16 protein-coding genes and 1 tRNA gene are annotated in these 17,381 nt (G+C 40.4%); 5 read left to right on the plus strand and 12 right to left on the minus strand.

The features are described from left to right. Nucleotides 1-5: 5 nt before the first annotated feature. On the minus strand, nucleotides 6-797 hold the full coding sequence (locus FTU05_RS10300; protein ID WP_078189121.1) for a tellurium resistance protein: 792 nt from the start codon (nucleotides 795-797) through the stop codon (nucleotides 6-8). Nucleotides 798-1,124: 327 nt separating this feature from the next. Between FTU05_RS10300 and FTU05_RS10305 the strand changes: the two genes are divergently transcribed. Beyond that, complete coding sequence (locus tag FTU05_RS10305) at nucleotides 1,125-1,613, plus strand: TIGR00645 family protein (protein WP_078189122.1); 489 nt, start codon at nucleotides 1,125-1,127, stop codon at nucleotides 1,611-1,613. A 59-nt stretch (nucleotides 1,614-1,672) separates the two neighbouring features. Here FTU05_RS10305 and FTU05_RS10310 read toward each other — a convergent pair whose 3' ends face one another. From FTU05_RS10310 to FTU05_RS10330, 5 genes are all read right to left on the minus strand, one after another. Next, nucleotides 1,673-2,377, minus strand: coding sequence for a Crp/Fnr family transcriptional regulator (locus FTU05_RS10310; RefSeq protein WP_180165197.1), 705 nt, complete (start codon nucleotides 2,375-2,377; stop codon nucleotides 1,673-1,675). A 294-nt stretch (nucleotides 2,378-2,671) separates the two neighbouring features. Beyond that, on the minus strand, nucleotides 2,672-3,457 hold the full coding sequence (locus tag FTU05_RS10315; protein WP_257230109.1) for a TauD/TfdA family dioxygenase: 786 nt from the start codon (nucleotides 3,455-3,457) through the stop codon (nucleotides 2,672-2,674). A gap of 247 nt (nucleotides 3,458-3,704) precedes the next feature. After that, nucleotides 3,705-4,109, minus strand: a complete 405-nt coding sequence (gene rnk / locus FTU05_RS10320; protein ID WP_180165199.1) for a nucleoside diphosphate kinase regulator — start codon at nucleotides 4,107-4,109, stop codon at nucleotides 3,705-3,707. Between the two features lie 161 nt (nucleotides 4,110-4,270). Then, nucleotides 4,271-5,524: a serine hydroxymethyltransferase gene (gene glyA / locus FTU05_RS10325; protein WP_180165201.1), complete on the minus strand. Its 1,254-nt coding sequence runs from the start codon at nucleotides 5,522-5,524 to the stop codon at nucleotides 4,271-4,273. Between the two features lie 156 nt (nucleotides 5,525-5,680). After that, complete coding sequence (locus FTU05_RS10330) at nucleotides 5,681-6,904, minus strand: alpha/beta fold hydrolase (protein ID WP_180165203.1); 1,224 nt, start codon at nucleotides 6,902-6,904, stop codon at nucleotides 5,681-5,683. Nucleotides 6,905-7,529: 625 nt separating this feature from the next. Here FTU05_RS10330 and FTU05_RS10335 point away from each other — a divergent pair. The 4 genes from FTU05_RS10335 to FTU05_RS10350 all read left to right on the plus strand — a co-directional run bounded on the left by FTU05_RS10335 (nucleotide 7,530) and on the right by FTU05_RS10350 (nucleotide 10,097). Next, entirely contained in the window at nucleotides 7,530-8,228 is a 699-nt protein-coding gene (locus FTU05_RS10335; RefSeq protein ID WP_168379387.1) for a 3'-5' exonuclease, read from the plus strand. Between the two features lie 88 nt (nucleotides 8,229-8,316). Beyond that, the gene (locus FTU05_RS10340; RefSeq protein WP_180165205.1) at nucleotides 8,317-9,063 is read left to right on the plus strand and encodes a hypothetical protein; all 747 of its coding nucleotides are present in this window, start codon (nucleotides 8,317-8,319) and stop codon (nucleotides 9,061-9,063) included. 217 nt (nucleotides 9,064-9,280) lie between these two features. Beyond that, entirely contained in the window at nucleotides 9,281-9,637 is a 357-nt protein-coding gene (locus tag FTU05_RS10345; RefSeq protein ID WP_180165207.1) for a hypothetical protein, read from the plus strand. A gap of 166 nt (nucleotides 9,638-9,803) precedes the next feature. Continuing rightward, nucleotides 9,804-10,097: a hypothetical protein gene (locus tag FTU05_RS10350; RefSeq protein WP_111885765.1), complete on the plus strand. Its 294-nt coding sequence runs from the start codon at nucleotides 9,804-9,806 to the stop codon at nucleotides 10,095-10,097. Nucleotides 10,098-10,154: 57 nt separating this feature from the next. Here the strand turns inward: FTU05_RS10350 and FTU05_RS10355 are convergent, their stop codons facing one another. The 6 genes from FTU05_RS10355 to lldR all read right to left on the minus strand — a co-directional run bounded on the left by FTU05_RS10355 (nucleotide 10,155) and on the right by lldR (nucleotide 17,378). Further along, a complete protein-coding gene (locus tag FTU05_RS10355) occupies nucleotides 10,155-10,367 on the minus strand; it encodes a hypothetical protein (protein ID WP_111885766.1) in 213 nt (70 codons plus the stop codon). A 704-nt stretch (nucleotides 10,368-11,071) separates the two neighbouring features. Continuing rightward, nucleotides 11,072-11,161 (minus strand) — tRNA-Ser (locus FTU05_RS10360). An 87-nt stretch (nucleotides 11,162-11,248) separates the two neighbouring features. Then, nucleotides 11,249-13,285, minus strand: a complete 2,037-nt coding sequence (locus tag FTU05_RS10365) for an NADPH-dependent 2,4-dienoyl-CoA reductase (protein WP_180026807.1) — start codon at nucleotides 13,283-13,285, stop codon at nucleotides 11,249-11,251. 181 nt (nucleotides 13,286-13,466) lie between these two features. Then, complete coding sequence (dld, locus tag FTU05_RS10370; RefSeq protein WP_180165247.1) at nucleotides 13,467-15,158, minus strand: D-lactate dehydrogenase; 1,692 nt, start codon at nucleotides 15,156-15,158, stop codon at nucleotides 13,467-13,469. A 319-nt stretch (nucleotides 15,159-15,477) separates the two neighbouring features. Then, entirely contained in the window at nucleotides 15,478-16,632 is a 1,155-nt protein-coding gene (gene lldD, locus FTU05_RS10375; protein ID WP_180145169.1) for an FMN-dependent L-lactate dehydrogenase LldD, read from the minus strand. Between the two features lie 2 nt (nucleotides 16,633-16,634). Next, nucleotides 16,635-17,378 carry a transcriptional regulator LldR gene (gene lldR, locus FTU05_RS10380; protein WP_078189144.1) on the minus strand — a complete coding sequence of 248 codons (744 nt, stop codon included), beginning with the start codon at nucleotides 17,376-17,378 and terminating at the stop codon, nucleotides 16,635-16,637. Nucleotides 17,379-17,381 lie beyond the last annotated feature (3 nt).

Below are 17,381 nucleotides of genomic sequence, written 5' to 3' on the forward strand. Positions count from 1 at the left end.
TATTTCTAAGACTTAGAGGAATTCTCTAATGATTTTTTTAAAGTTTTAATCAAATTTTCACGGCTATTATCAAGCTTTTCCAATGAACTTGTCGAGTTACTTTGACGACTTTGTTTCACATGATATTGCCATGCTGGAATCAACACCTGCTGAGCTTCCTTATATCGATCTAATAATCCAAAAGAAAGCTGCTGAGAAAGCTGCATTTGTGTAATTGCAATATCATTACTGGCTTGTAAGGTTTGCAACGTATTCACCTTTTTTGATAAGCGCTCTGCAAAGTTATCAAGTGGATGCTGATTTTTCACAAACTGTGGGTATTCCAGCAAAAACTCTTCAGCCGCGACGATATAGCGTGCCATTTGCTCACGTAAGCCTTGTAGTTGATTAAAACGTGCTTGGGACTTTTGAATTTCTAACTGTAGTTTTTGGCTCAGATGATTTGCCCGATCAAGCAATTGATCTAGATTTTTATAATATTCAACTTGTCCTGAACCGTACTCCAAATCAATGCCTAACCATTTTTGCAAGGCATTAAATTTGCGTGTTTTTAAATATTTTTTTGAATTGGCTAAGGCTTGAATCAACTGCTCAATGGTTTGACTAAGTTGCTTCGTCAACTGAGGGTCAACACCATCTAGCAGTACCGACTGTGCTTGAATTAATTGATCTGCATAATGATTTAGACGATATTGATCGGTCAGTAATGGCACAAGGTCATTCCGCTTAATCGAAAGCACTTCCGCCCGATCTACCGTAATATCCTTTAACGGCACCAATACATCAATTTGTGACATAGCCAATTAAACTCAATAAAATCATTTTTATACTACAAGTTTTGCCATAAAAGTCTTGTAGTATTTTGCAAAAAATACATCTATTTCATCAGTCAAATTTCGCCATCAAATTCAACCGTTGCCTATAGATCCGCCAAAGCAGCCATACAGCATCATATGAATGGATATGATGACCTAAACAGATGAATTCAAGCTTAAGATACCCAAAGATTCAATCTAGATTTAAATTAAACAACTGACTCTACATGAATTATTATCAAAATTATCGTAAAATTTAATCCATATACTTTAGAACCAAATATTAGATCAATAATTTTAGAGGCTTAAATGGAACGTTTTTTCCATAACACAATGTATGCTGCACGTTGGATTCTGGCTCCCGTGTACTTTGGTTTATCCTTTGCACTGCTACTGCTCGCGATTAAATTTTTCCAAGAAGTCATTCATGTCCTTCCGCATATTTTAGAATATTCAGAAGCTGACCTGATTTTAGTCATCCTCTCTTTGGTCGATATGACTATGGTGGGCGGACTGATTGTGATGGTGATGTTTTCAGGCTATGAAAACTTTGTTTCGCAATTAAAAATTAATGAATCGACCAATCGCTTGAACTGGCTCGGCACCATGGATGCCAATTCATTAAAACTCAAAGTTGCAGCGTCAATCGTGGCAATTTCTTCGATTCATTTATTACGTATTTTTATGGATGCGAAAAACATCCCCAATGACAAAATCATGTGGTACATCATCATGCATTTAACCTTTGTTTTTTCTGCTTTTATGATGGGTTATTTGGATAAAATCAGTAAGCACTAATCTAAGTAAGGTCAATGAAGCCATTTGCTATAATGGCTTCCAGTACACGGTAAATTTATTTATTCATCAAGTTCACTCATTCGCCTTAAACGCTCAAGATTCAATATCACGATTTGTCCATAATTCCACGCGATCACCTGTGTTTGAACAAATTGCTGTAAATGTTTATTCAACGTTTGGCGTGAAATATTAAAAGACTCTGCAAATTCCTGCTGACTGAGTCTCAAAGGAATTTCCTGCCGACATCCATATTGTTCATAGAGTCGAATCAAATGTCTTGCGATGCGCTGCTCTAGCGTTGCCGTTCTCAAATAACGATTATGCTCAAACATCAAATACATACGTCGACTGAGAGATTGCACGACATTCCAAAGCGCCTGTGGATCACGCTGTAAAACCGCTAAAAACGTTGTTCCAGAAATGATTGCCACCTCGACATGTGTCGCAGCAAAATAATCATAATTCAACGGCTTTTGTTGTAAGACTGCGACAAAATTAAATACCGACTGGCGACGGATATAGTCATTTACAATCAATTCACCATTATTTTGCAACCAACCAATTTGTAGCGTACCTGAAAGCAAAATATTAATATCTTGCACGATTTGTTGTTGTTTTAAGATGTGCTGCTGTGCATGAAAACGTGAATATTTCACCTGTTGTACAAGCTGTTCTAAAGTCTGATCGCTAAAGCCCTGAAAGATGTCTTCATTACGCAAAATTTGCAACAAATGCTGTTGGGTGGTGTTCTTTTGATCGCTCACGTCTATAAAAAAATGCCTAAGATCTCATCGATCTTAGGCAAGTGCTGAAAAATGTAAAACCATTGTTTTTCACATTATTTATCTATTTTTGTGCTGTTTTAAATGACGCTCTCATACTTAAGATGCTTTCTCATAAATACGGCCTGCTTCTGAACGCAAGTTTGAAATGTCCGTGTTTTGTATATTCTTCAACACAGTACTCGGCTGACCATTTACATCGACAGGTACATCACCCTCAATGGTGACACGTGAGGCGATACGTAACTCATCACCATAGTCATTGATGGCACGATGCTACGTTGCACGATTGTCCCAAATGGCAACATCACCAACCGCCCAGCGCCAACGCACAATATTTTCCCATTGCACGATTTGCTCTTGAAACAGTTCAAATAAACGACGTGACTGTGCCGGACTATACCCACTGAAGCGTTTAAAGAAGTGACCTAAAACCAAACTTTTTTCACCTGTTTCAGGATGTACACGCACCAATGGATGCTCGGTTTCCACTTCTACCGCGGTACGGAATAAATGGCGATCTTCTTCATTGTACTGACCTTTCGGCGTCGCATAGTCATAACTGTTGCTATGCACAGCGCGTAATTGTTCCGCCAACTTTTGTAGCTCCGGACTTAAATCTTCATAAGCCGTCACGGTATTGGCCCAAACTGTATCGCCACCATGTTCAGGTGCAACTACATTTCTTAAAATTGTGGCTTTAGGATAATTGGGCAAAAACGTAATATCGGTATGCCACGAATCTGCGCGCCCACCACGTGAGTCAATTGACAACGTATGTGCTGTACCATCTTTGAGTGGCACACTTGGGTGATTCAACGGATTTCCTAAAAGTCGTGCAAAGGCTTCTTGTTCTAAATCGGTGAGATCTTGCTGTCCACGTACAAATACAACTTTATATTTTAATAGTGCATGATTAAATTCATCGACCACGCTTTTGTCTAAATTTCCAGACAACTGAATGCCAGAAATTTCGGCACCAATACGACCTGTTACAGGTTTTACTTCAATATGCTGATATTGATAGTCCGGATTGTAATGATTCGATTCTAATTGTGTCATAGGGCTCTACCTTATTCTTCAAATTATTAAGCAACGATGGTGTGGTTGAAATACAGTGTGCCGACTTCGTGCCCATGACTCTGTCAATTCTTTGACAGTTTTCCCAAGTTAAACTGCTATGGTTGTGATGAAATCTGCTTAACAACTTTTGCCGATTTCATATCTAAAAATGCGATATCGAAAAATAAAAAAAGCCATCAATATCGATGGCTTTGTGTGTAGATTTTATCTGTATATCGCTGCGGAATTATAAATAATCCCCTTCACGCTCAGGTTGATAAAGCACTTTAATGATTTTGACTTTCATGGAGTGACCATCAGGCTGCGGCCATTCTATTTCCTGCCCTTCAGCCAAACCTAAAATGGCAGCGCCCACTGGAGCCAAAACATTGACTTGGCCTTTATCGCCACGAAAATCATGCGGATAAACCAATGTAATTTCGGTTGCTTCTGTCGCAGGTGCAATATTAATGAGAACCTTGGCGTTCATACTCACCACATTGGCAGGGACATCTTGTGGAGCAACCACTTCAGCGCGCGCCATCTCATCTTCCAAATGCTCCATCGTCGGTGTCAGCTTTGACTGATGCTCCAACATGGTTTCTAAGCGATGTAAATCTTGTTCTGAAAGAATAATATTGGGTTTATTCATATAAAGTTCCTTTGCGACCTTGCCAGCAGATCTATAGCGATGGGCAAATTTTCTTGTTATCTCTTCTTCTGTTATATCAGAAATATAAATGTTTAGATAACTTTTGAATTTTTCTGATGACATAAAAAAAGCCCCCTTGAGGGGCTTTTCTCAAGTCTGTTTTATTTTGCGTAAACTGGGAATTTAGCGCAAACAGCAGCAACTTTTTCTTTCACTGCAGCAATTACAGCTTCGTCACCTTTGCTGTCTAGAACGTCAGCGATCCAGCCTGCAAGGTCACGTACTTCAGCTTCGCCAAAACCACGTGTTGTTACAGCAGGTGTACCGATACGGATACCTGAAGTCACGAATGGAGAACGTGGATCGTTTGGTACTGAGTTTTTATTCACAGTAATGTGAGCAGCACCTAACCAAGCATCGGCATCTTTACCAGTAATGTCTTGTTTGATTAAAGACAATAAGAACAAGTGGTTTTCAGTACCACCAGAAACAACGTCATAACCACGAGCGATTAATACTTCAGCCATCGCTTTAGCATTTACAACAACTTGCTTTTGGTATTCTTTGTATTCAGGAGCCATTGCTTCTTTGAAGCAGATCGCTTTAGCCGCTACAGCGTGAACTAAAGGACCACCTTGGTTACCTGGGAATACAGCTGATTGTAATTTTTTCTCGATTTCTTCGTTTGCTTTCGCAAGGATTAAACCAGAACGTGGACCACGAAGTGTTTTATGAGTAGTCGTTGTTGTTACGTCAGCAATTTGTACTGGGCTTGGGTAAACGCCAGCAGCAACTAGACCAGCTACGTGAGCCATATCTACGAATAAGTAAGCGCCAACTTTGTCCGCGATATCACGGAAACGCTGCCAATCAACAACTTGACTGTAAGCAGAGAAACCAGCAACGATCATTTTTGGTTTGTGTTCGTCAGCTAGACGTTCAACTTCTTCATAATCGATTTCGCCAGTTTCTGGGTTCAAACCGTATTGAATAGCGTTGTAAGTTTTACCTGAGAAGCTAACTTTAGCACCGTGAGTCAAGTGACCACCGTGCGCCAAGCTCATACCTAAAACAGTATCGCCTGGGTTAAGTAGCGCAAGGTAAACTGCAGAGTTTGCTTGTGAACCAGCGTGTGGTTGAACGTTTGCATAATCAGCACCAAACAATTCTTTAGCACGGTCAATGGCCAATTGTTCGATCACGTCTACATACTCGCAACCGCCATAGTAGCGTTTACCAGGGTAGCCTTCTGCATATTTGTTAGTAAGTTTTGAACCTTGAGCTTCCATTACTGCAGGTGAACAGTAGTTTTCTGAAGCGATTAACTCAATGTGCGCTTCTTGGCGAGCATCTTCATTCGAGATCGCTTGAGCTAATTCAGGGTCAAATTGAGCAATAGAGGTGTTGGCAAACATTAGCGAGGTCCTATTAAATTAGGGCTTTTAAGCCGTGCTAAGATTGGCGCGTATTGTAGCATGAAGTTTTAGAAATGAGAGAGGGAAGTTTGTGCTGTTTTTAAATAAATAATGCCCATGTTGAATCTGCACGAGCACTATTTAAGTCAAATCAACTTATTGATTTGGCATGAGAGTCTCTACATCTTGCACAAAATTTGCCAGATTATCGGTATAAATACTAATATGATCTGCTGTCGCTTGCTCACGATAGTCAATCGATGTTCCCGGCTTAGCAAGGCTAGTCATAAATTTAGTCGCATCTGCTGGAATGGTCTGATCGGCTTTACCTTGATAAATGATGATCGGCGTTTTCACCGCTGTCGTTAAAGGCTGTGAACCTTCACTCATAAATTTTTGGATTGGCTTTAAAGTTAAGAAATCATACTGCGTGCGTCCATAGTTATCCAAAGTCGTGTTCTGACTCGCATAACTGAGCATGTCATCTTGAATTAACTTGGTTAACTCACCTGAACACACTGTTTCAGCCTGAGGTGCAATCGCAGCCAGATGTCCACTAAATACTTTTGAATAATCCACACTGTTTTTATGCCCTTGCATACCTGCAATGATCTGCGCAGTAAAACTGTCTAAAGGTGCATAAATCATACTTTGCACGGTTGCAGGTTTGTCTTTGGCTAACTTCTCGCCTGCGTCAAGAATGAGCGCAAGATTATTTGCAGGTGCTATGGCAATCGTTCCCTTATAATTTAAGTCAGCACGCGATGCGAATTCAGCTGCACCTAATACGGCTTGACCACCTTGAGAATGTCCGATCGAAAGCCAATCCTTCGACACCGTTTTACCTTGATTGGTTAAGTAACTTCGAGCAGCGACAACGGCATCGGTAATCGAAAAGGCTTCACTTTTTAGATTCAGATAAGGATGGTTTTCACGTCCACTAGGTTCACCTAATCCCTCATAATCGGGTGCCACAACGACATAACCCTTTGCCAATAACATTTGCAATAAGTATTCAGTACCTTGCAAACCTTGTCGGCTCGGAGCGCATTTATCAGCCACACCTGTCGTTCCATGTGCCCAAGCCACAATTTTCCAACCACCTGCCGGAGCAACTGTTTTTGGGGTAAAGACTAAGGCTGTGGCTTGAACAACTTTGCCATCTACTCCTAGCATTTTATAGGTCATCAATCGGCTGTCTGCACTCACAGCAGGCATATTGTCTTGACTATAGGCAGTTGTAGTTACCACTGGATTTTTGATCTGATTGAGATCAGCGTTTGTTTCAGGATTACTAAATTGTTGGTCATTACTATCATTACCGCAGGCTGCTAAAAATAGCGCACTGCTGACAAAAACCGTTAAACGCAGCATTTTCATTCCATGATCCTTTTGTTTGTTGTTTTAAAGTCAATTTTTCATTGAAGATGAATCATTAAATACATGGAACAAACTTTTGTTCAAGCCTAATTTTCAAGCAATTGCTCTTATTTTAATTTATTGAAATAATCTTGAATTAACACTTTGTTTTAACTCGATATGGATTAACAGCATTCAAATAAATCAGCCACCCCGATCTCAGAAAAATGGCTGAACTTATATTTCTGATCATTGGATACAGATTGGGCTATTTTTCGGAGGTTAAAGCAAAATGTAAAATCAACAAAAATGCTGTACCCCCTGCCAACTACACAAACATATGCACAAAAGTAAAGCCGAAAAACCACCATGCCATTGATCGTGAACATACTCTAGTGCTTAATCCACTTAGCGACATTTTTGGATATCACGATGGACAAAAGCCTTTAAAATAAGTCGATTTAGAAGATGGTTTAGCTTTATCCCGCTGTAAAGGTTTTATTTCGGCAGATGCGATAAAAGCAGATTATTTAAACACTGCGCAGCCATCTTCATAATATTCCTACAAATAATCACAGCATGGGTTTGTCAGTGTGGATGTGATCATGTACATTCATAAACATTATTCAACATGCTGGAACTGGACATGCAAGCCATCATTCTCGACACAGAAACCCATACACTAAATGGACAACCCATCGAGATTGCCTATGCTCCAATTCAGGTGGCAGATGCCAAAATTACCCTAGATAAATCTAAAATTTTTGATCAACTTTATCGTTGTGATGAAGCAATTTCTTTTGCAGCAATGGCTGTACATCATATTTTAGAATCAGATCTTGAAGGTCAGCCCCACTACAGCAGTTTTGAACTCCCATCAGAGACGACATATATCATTGGGCATAATATCGACTACGATATTCGAGCGCTCGAAAAATGCGGTGTAGATGGTTCAAAAATTAAAGCCATTTGTACCCTTGCCCTTGCTCGTCGAGTTTGGCCTGATGCAGAAGCGCATAATATTTCTGCCTTGATTTATATGATCACCAAAGGCAGTGAAAAAGCACGTGAAATGATCCGTAAAGCTCACCGCGCAGATATGGATATCATTTTAACTGCCAATATTTTGATGCATATTGTGCATCACTTAAAAATCAACAGCATCGAAGAATTATACGAAGCTTCGGAAGATGCTCGCATTCCACGCAGTATTAATTTTGGTAAACACCGTGGTACCGCAATTGCAGAATTACCTGCGGACTATGTGCAATGGCTATTACGTCAAGATGACTTAGACCCATATTTACGCAAAGCTTTAGAAAACTCTGCTGTCATTACTCTATAAATCATTGATTGTTTAATATTTTCTTAATATTACTGTCATTATCACTGCATAGGATTGCCTTAATTCTTTTGAGCTATGGAATTAAGGCATGTTCAACTATCAAAAAACTGAGCTGGGTTTTCAAACTTTAAAAGACCGACAGCTCGCATTAAATGCTAGACAACGTCGTCTGCTACTCTTAATTGGTAGTGATGACTTTAACCAAATGCCAGTGCATTATCAGCAGCGGATTGCTGAAGCGACATTGCTCGAGCAACTGATGGATCTTGGGCTGATTCAGCCAATTACAGCACATGATCATCAACGCCTTCAAAAATCCGATTTTTCTGCTTTTAATACTCCTAAAATAGCGCCTAGCAATACGTCCGATCTCAATACCTTTAGCCCTGCATCCGATCTCACAGCGCAAAAAAATGTGACTTTTAATGAACATTCAATGCCTACGATGGAAGTTCCTCAGACTCAGACACAGTACGCACTGACGCCCCCCCTACCAATGGATGCGATGAGCTCTACACCCCATCAATTCAAACAAGCCACACCTAAAACTACGACAACGAACAATCCAGTATTGCCAGAAAAAACCGTTGATTTCATCGAGCATGATTTTGATGAGTTACAGAGCTTTATGTGCAGTTACTTACAGCGCTATTGTGGGCTTATGGCAAAAAAATTAATGCTTAATATTCAACAGGCCACGGATATTGCAGACTTAAAAGCCTGTCAAATGCAATGGATCACCTGTCTAAATGAATCCAATATTCAACCTAAACTCTTACAACATGCATTACAGCAAATTAATTACAGTCTAAAAAATCTGCAACAACTGGTTTAACTTAGAGACTTTTCCTCACTTCTCATTCAAAAAACAACTTAATGAGGTGAGTTATTTTTCAAGCATATCAATATAAGAAATTGAATTTTATTAACTTTATTGATTCACTTATTTCTTTTAAGGTTTTAACTGCTGTTTTATACGACCTTCCCCTAATGTCAATCAACAGTAAAAAATCGCAAGAATTAAACCGACCTCCCAGCGTTTGAGCATGTCAATGTCACAACAATTTTGTTTAGAATTTGATTCTTTCGATAATCCAATGCAACTCAGCAAAATTGGCAATTGGGTATTTACCTTCTTAACCTCACAAGACGAATTGCCTAATGTTCAATTGGCCATTACCTATGTCATGCCACGAAAAATTAGTGATGAATTACAGCCTAGACGTGTGGTCATTCAAAATACAGCCATTGAAACAATTTGGCGTATAGAACGAATTGAATGCTTCAACAGCCAAACGAACCAAGAACTCACCTTTACAGCAGCGGAACCACAAGCTCAATTGGTTTTAAACAGTATCATTGAGGAATTTGCCCGTTATGATGTCCCATTGGTATTCAAGCCTCTTTAATTTAAAGCGAATTCCAACTTATTTTTCATAAAGATTTAAGCTGTCTCAATGATTTAACCAAAGTTAGCTAGACAGACATTAAATGAAAAATAATCCATACAGATTATTATTGCTCAATTCGTATACACTATTCCTGCTCAATAATTTTTGACCATGGATAATAAAAATGAATTTAGCCAATTATTCTAATGATCAGGCACTCATCCTTTTCAACCTATATAGCAGCCTTGAACAATGTCTAGATGCGATTGGACATCTGCACCTTGGACCAAAACTGGTGCTGACCGATCATGATGTATCAAAAGATCATATGATCGTGCAACGTTTTCAAGCTGGGGTTTTAACTCAAGAAATCCAAGTGCGTAAACAAGATGTTGAACTGTCTTCTAGCAACCCAATGACACGCTATCAGTTACTGTCTTATATTTTGAATCAATTTAAAGCAGATCAAACAGCTTAAATTTCAATCTCTAAAATAAAAAACTCACCATTAAGGTGAGTTTTTTATTCATTCAATTTAAGCTTCTAAAAGCTTGTAAATACTGTCCGATTTTTGACTTTCAAAAAGTAATTCGATACTGGGTAGGATGATTTCACCTGCAATAATGATATGTTCAATGCGATGAAACAGCCCTCTTGAATCTTCTTCTGAAGGATTACGCACCAAAGCTTGTGCTTCATAAACCTGACTAAATTGGTCCTTTACCTTTATGTCAATCATCTGTGTCATGGTAATGTCTCTACTTGTTTTAATAATTGAATTTTTTATATCACACCTTTACGCAACAACCTGCTTTGTAAATGTTAGATTTCATGGCAATGTAAACTTATTTTACTTTAGTAAATATATATCAATAACATAGGTTGAGTATTTAATTATTGTTTGACAAAAACACTATATTTTCACATTTTGAAAGACATTAAAAAGCCCGCATTGCTGCGGGCTCTATGTTGGAAGGCTAGTGCTGATTTCTTGTCTGTAATATTCAAAAACATCTTAAAAATTACTAAACTCAACGAGCTGTCATTGATCCGTCCAACCTATTAGTAGCGTCTTGGTTATGACCTACTGTGATTTCAATATAGCACTTTTTTACCCCTTGCCAAGGGGGCGTGACATTTCTAAACATTTGATCAAATAAAATACAATTGATATTTTTTCAAAATAAGCGATCATAGCTCTGCCCAATGCATGTGAAAGATTTAAATAAATAGGCCATTAAAAATAAATTCAACACTATCAATCTATAAACATTCTTTTCTCTTACTTTTAATTCAACCTTTGACAACCCTTGCATTAATTTCTGACTTGAATTTTAAGTCTGATATCCATTTTTAGCATTGCTTAAAATACTAGTAAGTAAGATTGCCGTCTCAAATTAAAATCTAAGACAAAAAAAAGCCCTTGTATCACTACAGGGGCTTTTTTGAATTTGGCGGAAGCGGTGAGATTCGAACTCACGGAGGACTCGCGCCCTCGTCGGTTTTCAAGACCGGTGCATTAAACCGCTCTGCCACGCTTCCATGTGCGCCATAATACGGAGGTTTTATTCATCTGACAAGTAAAAATTACAACTAAACCTTTCAAATGAATATTGTTTCGCCAAATCCTTAAAGTTTAGCCGCGAGCTCCGCACCTTCACGTATTGCGCGTTTCGCATCTAACTCTGCTGCTAGTTTTGCACCACCAATAATATGGTAATTGGCAAGGGTTTTCTCACCCTGTTCGGGCATCAAATGCTTTACCGATTCCTGACCTGCACAAACAACGATCGTATCTACACGTAATAATTGATCATGCCCTGCATGTTCAACCCAAAGCCCTTCATCACTAATGGCTTTGTATTGAACACCACGCAGCATACGAACCGCATTTTTCTTTAATTGTGCACGGTGTACCCAGCCTGATGTTTTACCTAACCCTGCACCGAGTGCAGTTGTTTTACGTTGTAATAAATAAATTTCTCGAACAGGAGGTTCGAGCTCAGCAGCCTGCATACCGCCTTCTGTTACATAGTTTGGATTTGGATCAACACCCCACTCCCGCTGCCAATCCGCTAAAGGCATTGGTTGTGGCTGATGTGGTGGTTTGAGTAAAAATTCAGATACATCAAAGCCAATACCGCCTGCACCAATCACAGCAACTTTATTGCCCACAGCTGCGCCTTTCAGCACTTCTGCATAAGACAAGACATTCGGTGCATCACTACCTTCAATTTTTAAGCTGCGAGGAACCACACCTGTTGCAATAACAACCTCCTCAAACCCTTCACGTTCAAGTTGTTCACGGTTTACACGCGTGTTTAAACGCAAATCAACCCCTGTTTTTTCGATTTGAACTTTAAAGTAGCGAATCGTTTCGTGAAATTCTTCTTTGCCCGGAACGACTTTCGCCAAATTAAATTGACCACCTACCTCTGCACCAGCTTCAAATAGTGTCACCGCATGGCCTCGGCTTGCCGCTACCGTTGCAGCAGACATCCCAGCAACGCCACCACCGACGACTGCAATACGCTTCGGTTTTTTGGTCTTTAAATAAACCAATTCAGTTTCATATGCCGCTCGTGGGTTGACCAAACACGTCGCACGCTGATTTTTAAAAGTATGATCTAAACAGGCTTGGTTACAGGCAATACAGGTATTAATTTCATCGACACGGTTGGTCGCCGTTTTATTTACCCAAAACGGATCTGCCAAGAATGGACGTGCCATCTGCACCATATCCGCCTTGCCTGAAGCTAAAATTTCTTCAGCAGTATCTGGCATATTGATACGGTTGGACGCAATGACAGGGATCGCAACATGTTTTTTGACTTCAGCGGTATAATCCACAAATGCCGCACGCGGAACTGAAGTTACAATTGTCGGAATACGTGCTTCATGCCAGCCAATCCCCGTGTTCAACAACGTCACACCTGCTGCTTCCAAAGCTTTGGCAACAGTAATGACTTCAGCCATGGTGTTCCCATCATGGACCAAATCGAGTAATGACAAACGGAAGCAGATAATAAATTTCTCACCCACTTCAGCACGTATCGATTTCACAATATCAACCGCAAGACGCATACGATTTTCAATCTCGCCGCCCCAACGGTCAGTCCGTTGGTTGACATGACGACTTAAAAATTGATTCAGCAAATAGCCTTCTGAACCCATGATTTCAACACCGTCATAGCCCGCTTTTTGAGCTAAGCTTGCGCAGCGTACATAGTCGTCTATCGTGTCTAAAATCTGTTTATCACTCAATTGACGCGGTTTAAAAGGTGAAATCGGAGATTTTATCGGACTCGCTGACACTGCAAAAGGCTGATAGCCATAACGCCCAGCATGCAAGATTTGCATTAAAATTTTGGCACCATGCTTATGTACGGCATGCGTCACCAAGCGATGCGGAGCGATATCACCTAAAGTATTCATGGTACCGCCAGCAGGTAACAGCCAACCTTGACGGTTTGGCGAAATACCGCCTGTAATAATCAGGCCAACACCACCTTTCGCACGCTCACCAAAATAAGCTGCCAATTTAGGATAGTTATAAAAACGATCTTCCAGCCCACTATGCATGGACCCCATCACGACACGGTTTTTAATCGTGGTAAAACCCAAATGTAAAGGCTTTAAAATATTTGCATAGCTAGTCGTTGTCATGCTGAATCCTTATTTTGGCTTTGCAACTTGTTGCATAACACTTTAGCGGTTTTTTTATATTTTGGGATGACAATTTAGAAAATATTCTTCGTTTTTATGGTCAATACCGTGTGACGCATAAATTATTCACTCATAAAAAAGCCGTGATATATCACATCACGGCGTGTTGTTTTATAAAGCATTATTTCCAATGTTTCAGCTTACTGGTTTGTCCAATCCCGACATTAAAGCTATTGGTTGGATCCAATTTTTGATAATGATTTTTTAATGCAGGCTTGGCCACATACAAATGCCCAACATTGTGTTCCGCAGGATATTCAGCACCACGATCATCGAGTAAATGCCACATTGCATGTTCCATTGCCAAAGGATCTACCCCTTTTTTCACAATATAATCTTGATGAAAAACATGACAAAGAAAATGTCCATAATAGAGTTTATGGATAATTTGCTCATCCATGGCTTTCGGTAAAGTTTCGACCCATTCACGATCATTGCGACGTAATGCAATATCCAGTGCAACAATGTCTTCCACTTCTGAATGATGCGTATCACGATAACGAATGGCAGCTCCTGCCACCGCAAAACGATGTAAAAATGCCTTACGACCTTCTTCATCCGTACATTTAAAATAATTGCCTGAGGTTTTATCTAAAAAATACGTTTTCAAATACGCATCAACTTGATCAACATCCTGATTTTCAATACGAATCATCAAATGATGTTCATATAAATCACGAAATTCATTCATACGTTTTGGCAAATGATTCGGCAAAAATTTAGTCACCAGCTGCAAGACTTTATCCGAAAAACCTTGCAAGCCCAGTTTTTCTAAATAGCCATCGACTTTATCTTTCATGGCAAAAGCAGCAGGAACTTTTGCAGTGCCAAATTTTTCAATAAATACAAAAGAGTCTTTGCCGTACTCAGCCCCAATATCATATGCCACGCGATGAATGTACTCACCTGCAATCGGGAGGCGTGCAAGATCTTTTAATAGAAAACGACGAATTTCTGTTAAATCATCTTGCGAATTGGTTCCCACATAAAACACCTGACTAGGAATTTTTTCAAAGGTATCTAAACGTACTGCAAAGACGCAGACTTTACCCGCTGAACCTGATGCTTCAAATAGTCGACTCGGATCTGCATTAAAACGTGCAGGTGTATTTTCATCGACTTGTTTAACATCATGTGAGTAGCGTTGATCTGATGCACAGCAACTTGAATTATTCACAATGTCATTGATTTGATAATTTTTATTTTCCAGCGCTGTGAGGATTTCTTCAGGCGTATTGCCAAGATTGACACCTAGATGATTGACCAACTCTAACTCACCTGACTCATTCACTTGTGCATACAGTGCAAGCTCTGTATAGGCAGGACCGCGGCGTACCAAAGCCCCCCCTGAGTTATTGCATACGCCGCCCAAAACCGATGCGCCAATACAAGAAGAACCAATCACCGAATGAGGTTCACGATTATATGGCAGCAAATCTTTTTCAAGTTTGTCTAATGTTGCACCCGGTAGACAAATCACTTGCTTGCCTTCATTAATCACTTGGATGCCAACCAAACGGCGAGTACTTATCAGCACCACAGGACGGTCATAGTCATCACCAAAAGGCGTTGAACCACCTGTCAAACCAGTATTGGCGGCTTGCATAATCACAATACAATTTGCATCTACAGCAGCTTGCAACACATGCCATTGCTCAAGTAATGAGCCCGGTGTAACCACAGCCAAGACTTTCCCTGCACCGTAACGACGACCTTGGCGGTATAAACGTGTATCTTTATCTTCAGTTAAAACGTGTTGCTTACCGACGATGTTGATGAGGTTTTGAATGGTTTGTAATGATTGAGTTTGCATGCTCGTAGAATTTTCCATTTTCAATATTTTCTCTCCTTGATAAAGAGGAATAGCATTGTTATGCAATGAAAAAATATTGATTTAAATAATTTTAAACAACGTAGGTTTATTTGCACATATCAAAAGTTTTTAGTCATTGTTATTAAAATCTATAATGAATATCCCTTCTCCCTTTGGGATGAGTAGCAACGCTACGCAAGAGGGTTAGGAGAATTATTCAATAAACACCTCTCCCTAACCCTCTCCTGCAAAGAGAGGGAACTTTCATTGCTAATTTTTTTGATGACGAATAACTTTCCCAAGAGATCTATTCAAAAAATCACCCAGCCAACTCTTTCTCTAACTTCACCAAACAATCAGATGTAATATCCGCAATGGTTTTTGCACCAGTTAAGGTCATCGCAACACGCATTTCTTTATCAATCAGTTCTAGAAGATTGGAAACACCTTCACCACCCGCTGCACCGAGCGCATAAACAAACGCGCGACCGAGCATACAGGTATCCGCACCCAAAGCCAGCATACGCACCACATCTAAACCATTTCGAATACCTGAGTCCGCAAGAATTTTAATATCGCCTTTTACCGCATCTGCAATTGGCGGCAATGCACGCGCTGAAGATAAAACACCATCGAGCTGACGGCCACCATGGTTTGACACCACGATGCCATCTGCACCAAAACGCACAGCATCTTTGGCATCTTCAGGGTCAAGTATGCCTTTAATGACCATCGGGCCATCCCAAAATTCACGAATCCACTCAAGGTCTTTCCATGAAATAGAGGGATCAAAGTTATTGCCTAACCAGCCGATGTAATCTTCAAGCCCTGTTGGTTTACCCAAGTATTTAGAAATATTGCCCAAGTCATGCGGACGACCTAATAAACCCACATTCCACGCCCAGTGTGGGTGGAAACACGACTGCATATAACGGCGCATGGCTGCATTTGGCCCGCTCATTCCTGAGTGCGCATCACGGTAACGCGCGCCCGGAACAGGCATATCCACGGTAAACACTAAAGTTGAACAGCCTGCAGCTTTGGCACGTTCTAAGGCATTTTTCATAAAGCCACGGTCACGTAGCACATATAACTGAAACCACATGGGACGCTGAATCGCTGGCGCCACCTCTTCAATAGGACATACTGAAACGGTAGACAGCGTAAATGGAATGCCCTTTTTATCTGCAGCAACGGCTGCTTGAACTTCGCCGCGGCGTGCATACATCCCTGTTAAACCCACAGGTGATAAAGCCACAGGCATCGATAAAGTTTCATTAAACAGTTGGGTTTCTAGACTCAGCTGTGACATGTCATTTAGCACACGTTGACGCAACGCTATTGTTGATAAATCTTCTACATTACGCTTTAAGGTATATTCGGCATACGCCCCGCCATCGATATAATGAAATAAAAATGGCGGTAAACGACGACGTGCCGCTTCACGATAGTCATTGGCAGAAGAAATAATCATGCTTATATCCTGTTTAATCGACTGGCACGCTGACGACGAGCTTCTTCTTCATCAATCATACGCACCTGTTGTACTACAAACTCAATGTGTCCACAGACTGCTTTACGTGCAGCTTCAGGATCACGACGTTCAATTGCATTCATGACTTGAAAGTGCTGATCATGCAATTGATCAAATCGGTGTGCTTCGCTATAAACTTTTCGACGACCTAAAACGACATTAAATTGCAACAGATCAAATAGACCACGCATCATCTGAATCAACACTAAATTGTGTGAAGCTTCAGCAATCGCCAAATGAAATTTGGCATCTGCACGCGCTGCTTCATCGTCATTGCCTAAAGCCTGAAAATGATTAATCTGATCATAATAATGTCGGATATGTGCCAAGTCCTCTGCTGTAGCACGTTGTGCCGCATACCATGCAGTACCACCTTCCAAAATAATGCGCGCCTCTTGCACATCAAAACGGTAGGCAGGGTCTTCACTAATCAAACTGCTGATGGGCTGCACAATTTGATAACTCGACCAAGTCGCTGGTAATTGCTTTAAAAACGTCCCCGCACCGACTTTACTGACCAACACGCCCATGCTGGTCAATTGAGAAATCGCTTCGCGTAAAGAGGTGCGTGAGACGCCAAGTTGTTCACACAGTTTCCGTTCAGCAGGCAGACGATCTCCAACTTGCATATTGCTTTCTTCAATCAATACACGAAGACTTTGAACAGTTTTATCAGAGACTTTCATCTG

The organism is Acinetobacter sp. YH12049 (assembly GCF_013419875.1).
GTDB classification, from domain to species: Bacteria; Pseudomonadota; Gammaproteobacteria; order Pseudomonadales; family Moraxellaceae; genus Acinetobacter; species Acinetobacter amyesii.